The sequence below is a fragment of the Nostoc sp. genome, from assembly GCF_036917095.1.
In the GTDB taxonomy this organism is placed as follows: domain Bacteria; phylum Cyanobacteriota; class Cyanobacteriia; order Cyanobacteriales; family Nostocaceae; genus Nostoc.
In genome coordinates this window covers 1-5,202 of sequence record NZ_JBALFH010000070.1, presented here as the reverse complement: position 1 = coordinate 5,202, position 5,202 = coordinate 1, and the positions used below count along the sequence as shown (strand labels likewise).

At 39.0% G+C, this 5,202-nt stretch carries 6 protein-coding genes; 4 read left to right on the top strand and 2 right to left on the bottom strand.

Translation table 11 applies throughout. From position 1 onward, the window contains the following. The coding region (locus tag V7L01_RS35260; protein ID WP_335043016.1) for a DNA cytosine methyltransferase at nucleotides 1–312 on the top strand (312 nt) is incomplete at its 5' end. Nucleotides 313–1,326: 1,014 nt separating this feature from the next. Here the strand turns inward: V7L01_RS35260 and V7L01_RS35255 are convergent. Beyond that, a complete protein-coding gene (locus V7L01_RS35255) occupies nucleotides 1,327–1,476 on the bottom strand; it encodes a hypothetical protein (protein ID WP_335043015.1) in 150 nt (49 codons plus the stop codon). 140 nt (nucleotides 1,477–1,616) lie between these two features. Between V7L01_RS35255 and V7L01_RS35250 the strand changes: the two genes are divergently transcribed. Both V7L01_RS35250 and V7L01_RS35245 read left to right on the top strand, forming a co-directional pair. Beyond that, the gene (locus V7L01_RS35250) at nucleotides 1,617–2,261 is read left to right on the top strand and encodes a hypothetical protein (protein WP_335043014.1); all 645 of its coding nucleotides are present in this window, start codon (nucleotides 1,617–1,619) and stop codon (nucleotides 2,259–2,261) included. A gap of 289 nt (nucleotides 2,262–2,550) precedes the next feature. Next, entirely contained in the window at nucleotides 2,551–2,835 is a 285-nt protein-coding gene (locus tag V7L01_RS35245) for a hypothetical protein (protein WP_335043013.1), read from the top strand. A 46-nt stretch (nucleotides 2,836–2,881) separates the two neighbouring features. Here the strand turns inward: V7L01_RS35245 and dinB are convergent, their stop codons facing one another. Continuing rightward, nucleotides 2,882–4,006: a DNA polymerase IV gene (gene dinB, locus V7L01_RS35240; protein ID WP_335043012.1), complete on the bottom strand. Its 1,125-nt coding sequence runs from the start codon at nucleotides 4,004–4,006 to the stop codon at nucleotides 2,882–2,884. A 177-nt stretch (nucleotides 4,007–4,183) separates the two neighbouring features. Here dinB and V7L01_RS35235 point away from each other — a divergent pair, with 177 nt between their 5' ends. Beyond that, nucleotides 4,184–5,134, top strand: a complete 951-nt coding sequence (locus tag V7L01_RS35235) for a GIY-YIG nuclease family protein (RefSeq protein WP_335043011.1) — start codon at nucleotides 4,184–4,186, stop codon at nucleotides 5,132–5,134. The last annotated feature ends 68 nt before the right edge of the window (nucleotides 5,135–5,202 follow it).

The window sequence follows — 5,202 nt, the reverse complement described above, 5'->3', positions numbered from 1 at the left end:
GAAAGAGTTGGTGGACGTACACAGTCCAAATATAAACCTGGACATCTACCCTGTAACACGATATTGCGATCCCATTTCACCGATCACAAAGGCTGCAACCGTAGTAAGTTCGCTGATATCTGGTTGCCGGATGGTACAGTCAAATCCTTGTCTATTGAAGGTGTAGCGAGGTTACAGGGTTTTCCTGACTGGTACGAGTTTCCCAGGGAGACTGCTACGGCTGGGTCAATTATCGGCTATTCTGTCCCTCCCAGTTTTGCAAGTCAATTATTCATGTCAGCACAAAGTATTTTGAAAGCTGCAATTGTATGACTAACCTTGTTCAAAACAATAAAGATGCTCGAATGAAACCATCATTAGTAGACAAATTCCATACAAGCAGTGATATCTTTAGTTTAGTTTTCATTTTGATAATAGTTGAAAATTATGATTTGAGAAAAAGTTGCTAACATCAAAAGCCCTAAATTACCTATTGCAAATACTTTGGCAACTAGATGAGCAATTTATACCTTGAAATACTTTGTTAATCTCTCAATAAATCAATCTCTTTGTTGTATTTGCGATGAAATTTTAGTAATTCTATATAAGCGAATGGTACTACTATGGGCCAGAAAATAGTTATTAATACCAAAAGTATTCCAGATAAAAAGTACTGCTTTCGGCTCATCTCTTTATCATTTATCAAGAAAAATAACCATTGCTTCAACAAACACCAAGCAAATACTAAATAAACGGTTATCCCAATATAAACCAGAAGTAAATTCAATATTACCCCTCTATTAATAGTAAAGTTTTGGTCAGTATTAGAAATGAATAAGTTACTTTTTTAAATCTCTTTTTGTAAAAATCATTGATTTTTATAAAAGCCTAATATCCAATTTTATAAATTTTAATATTTTGCCATAAACCTCTGAATTCATGTGAATACTATAAGTTTTTTATAAACTAGATAATTTGAATATTCTGAAACTAAAAGTTTAACAAAAGTATCTCTTAATCTTTAAATTTTACAGAATGTAAGCTACGATTGCAATGAATAATCCTTTGATGAACTTGTCAATTTTTTATTAGAATTGGATAATTTGCCTCTTTTGCTTAATTTTCGATAAGTGACAAATCGAGCAAATTGTCGAAATATCTCCTACTCCCAATCACGACTTTACAATATTGCACCCAACTGAGAAGCACTATATATTACTGATTACTTGCTACGTGCTAATGCCCGCATTTCTCACAAGCTGCTTTGCGTATAAGTAATAAGTAATGAGTAATAAGTAATAAGTAATAAGTTAAGAATTTTACTCATTACTCCTTACTCACTACTCATTACTCCTCCATTCGAGGTGTGGTGAGAAATCCGGGATCAACCGTGACTGCGTTTGGATTTTCCGGCTCTTGTGCTGGTTTGAGGGCTGGCTTTGGTTTATCGGGAGTTGTGGGGGTGAGTCTTTTGCGCTTGGAGGTTGGTTGGTTCATGCTACCACCTCCAGACTGTAGGTGGTTGAGACAGTATTGAGTTGTGTCATGATAAGGGAAGAGTTTTCTAATGTATCCCCAGCCTCACGAGAACGTTGGGGTTTTTCATCTACTTCTTATATATTTGCATTTCTTCTTAAATGGCTAAACACAAGAAAAAGCAAAAGAATGTCCCACCGTGGTTGGCGCACGAGAATCTGTTTATCCCTAAAACTGGCCAGCAAATAACTACAGATGCAGGCTGGGAAAAAATATCATTTGATGATGCTGCTAAATTTTTTAGCAACCAAACCATTCAAGATTGGCACGAATCTTTCATTGAAGGGTTTGATGATATCTCTGATTTACTATTGGCACAGGGTGTAGATATCGATTTAGAAGATGAAGCTGCTGTAGATAACTTTTTGGATAACTACAAGCCTCAACATATCAATGTAGTTATAGCTAAAGCTGTCTATAATATTCATTCTTGGGCCAGAGTTCTACTAATTTCCACTCCTGAAGATGAAGAATACTATTTTCACAACCATGAGATTGAGGCAATTCGTTTAGGCATTGGGTTGCGAAGGTATCTAAACTTAGACATTCCAGTAATTAATGATTGTCAAGATGCTGTGAGATATCTGCAAGGTAAATACCCGAACATCGCTTGGCAACCTAGACATTGTGTTTCGGTTGCTCATCGCCTGAAAATTGCTCAAGCCACCAAGGTCTACAACGAACAAACCTGGGATGAGGAGTGGAGCGAAGTTCTGGATGAAGAATTAATTGTATCCGCTCGGTAAATCGGGGTAGAAACAAAAAATCAGAATTTAAATTGGGCGATCGCTTACGTTAGGCGCACTTTCACAAAAATACTCTACTGAGCTATTCACATCAATAGAGTATATAAATTTACTATAATCATCTTTTCCAAATTCAGCTTATACTTTGATAACTATTTATACCTCTGTGTAAGTACTGCAAATCTTACCTACAGCAATCATCCCAGAAGAGACAAACTTTCGGCAAAATGTCTCTGATTCGCTAATAACTTCCTGTATTCTGGGATATCCGTTCTTTGTGGAAAGCCGAATGATTCCTATAGATATGAAACGACTCATCAAAAAAAACCCTAACCCAGTTCGCAAGAAAACAGAAGTAACCCCACCACCGACTGAACCCATTGAGATTCCTGAGAGCCAAAATATTCCTGAACCAGTAATTGAACCAAATCCACCTGTGTATATTGAAGACTACGTTTCTGAATCCGAATACATTTCTGAACACTATCGCCCCCTCCGCTCTGTGGGTAACTCCGGGTGGCAACCGTCTGATGTGTGGCGCGAGTTGAGGGTTGATGATTTTTGTCGTGGGTGAGTCAGTATTTAAACAGCGCGATGCCTGCGGTTCTTGCTAGCCTACGCTAAAATACAATGCCTGCATTTTGAAATAGTGGCAATTGAATTACTTGGGTTTGTTTGGCGTTATCCAAATTGGACAAGGAAATCCCCAGCAACCTAATACTGCGGTTTTCCAGTGAAATCGACTCAAACAGCGCTTTGGCTATCTCAAAAATCGTAGATAGTTCACCGATGGGAGCAAGCATTGTCTTACTGCGGGTTATCTGATGATAGTCAAAAAACTTGACTTTCAATGTTAATGTGCGGCCCCGTGTTTCGTGCTGCTCTAACCGTTGCTCGACGATTTGGGCAATCTGTTCAAGTTCCTGCAACATCTGACCGACATCGCTTAAATCCTGTGCAAACGAGGTTTCTGCACCAATCGATTTGCGAACTCGATTTGCTTCAACTGGGCGGTCATCTTCTGCTCTGGCAATCTTGTAGTAATAATGACCTGCTTTACCAAAGTGGTGTGTTAGGTCAGTCAGCGATCGCATTTTCAAATCTGCGCCAGTATGAATCCCCAGTGAATGCATTTTAGCCGCCGTAACTTCTCCAATGCCGTGGAACTTCTCAATTGGCAGTTGTTCTACAAAGGCGATCGCTTGCTCTGGTAAAATCACGGTTAGTCCGTTGGGCTTATTTTGGCCTGATGCCATTTTTGCTAGGAACTTGTTAATCGACACGCCTGCGGTTGCCGTCAACTGAGTTTCCTGGAAAATCGCAGTTTTGATGTATCTTGCGATAGTAGAAGCGTAGGGGATGTTTTGCTTATTCTCAGTAACGTCCAAATATGCTTCATCTAGTGCAACTCCTTCCACTAAATCACTGTAGCGTTTAAAGATAGCGTGGATTGAAGTGGAAATCTCTCGGTAAACGTCGAATCTTGGTCTGACAAAGATAAGCCCAGGGCATTTTGCAAAAGCTGTTACTGACGGCATCGCAGAGTAAATACCGAATTTTCTGGCTTCATAACTGGCTGCTGCAACTACGCCTCGTTGATTCGGGCTGCCACCGACGACTAACGGTTTACCTCGGTAGCTAGGGTTGTCCCTCTGCTCTACCGATGCGTAAAAAGCATCCATATCTACGTGAACTATTTTCCTGGTTCTAGCGACAGATTCTTGTCCCAAGGGTAGCTCCACCACAAGCAGTCTCATTTTTTACGTACTATGCCACGAGCAAATTAAATCCTAAATTAGAAATCCTATAGTACACTAGCACTAGTTGGAGCCAATTTTTGTATATCTGCAAATTATTTAAAGCTTGCTTGAACTTTCTCCTATCAGCCCCGATCGATTTTTCTGTTAATGAGTAAGTGTACAATGTGGCTCAAATTTGGTGTAGCTCCAGATGGACAATTAGTCTGTGTTGAAGATGTTGGTAGTGGTAAAACCGAGCTTAAATGCTCTTATTGTTACGGTGGACTAACTGCTAAAAAAGGTAAAGTCAAGCAACATCACTTTGCCCATTCGTCAGCCACCTGCTTGCCTGTAGCTAATTGTGATTTCCCAATTTTACCACTGTATGATAATTTTAATATTTACCTATCGCGTAAAGATTTAGCACAGTTAAAATTGCTATGGAAAGGATACGGCTCAATCAATTATCCTATCAGCCCTGGCTTAATTACTCCGGGGCTACTCAAAGCCTTTATGTTCTGCAAAAACGTGTATCTAATCCCTCCGGCTTATGAATTTACTAACTTAGGAAAAATTCCTATTGGGGCCCTAGAATTCAGTTTATTCAATGAAGTGCAAGAACCTCTGTTGCTCAAAAAGCTATTGAAACTAGAGCTAGCAGCCAAATACGCCTTATACAAAAATGCACCAGATAAGTTATATCGATTAACTGACTTAACACTTTATCGCGCTCAATTTCAACGAATTTTATCTTGTTCTCTGTATTTTTTAGAGATTCAAACACACATTGGCACTTTGTACAAGATAGGAGTTACTACTAGACCTATCCAACAGCGATTGGCAGAAATAGAAGCAGATTTACTTATCCCTTATCAAACTGTTGAGATTCAAATACTTGGAACTTGGGCACACAGGGGTAATGTCGAACTATATTTTAAACACCGCTATCATAATTACAATTATCGCATTGGTAGTTTAACTGAGTACTTCAAATTTGGTGCTGCCGATGCTAACACTGTCCTACATGAGCTTCAACAAATGAAAGATAAAGTACTCTCGACTGGAGAGATAGACATTATTAAGGACAACATTAGCTTATCTCAAGTTGCTATAGGACTAGTATTTGATTTCTGAAAAAGATCCGTACATTTGAAGAGTGTCAAAATCAAAGGTAGTGTGTCGGAGAAACCATTCAAACATCC

What these genes read in the sequence shown, in the direction of transcription:
- V7L01_RS35235 (WP_335043011.1), top strand. Translation starts at nt 4,184, where the DNA reads ATGTGGCTCAAATTTGGTGTAGCTCCAGATGGACAATTAGTCTGTGTT.
- V7L01_RS35250 (WP_335043014.1), top strand. Translation starts at nt 1,617, where the DNA reads ATGGCTAAACACAAGAAAAAGCAAAAGAATGTCCCACCGTGGTTGGCG.
- V7L01_RS35255 (WP_335043015.1), bottom strand. Translation starts at nt 1,476, where the DNA reads ATGAACCAACCAACCTCCAAGCGCAAAAGACTCACCCCCACAACTCCC.
- V7L01_RS35245 (WP_335043013.1), top strand. Translation starts at nt 2,551, where the DNA reads ATGATTCCTATAGATATGAAACGACTCATCAAAAAAAACCCTAACCCA.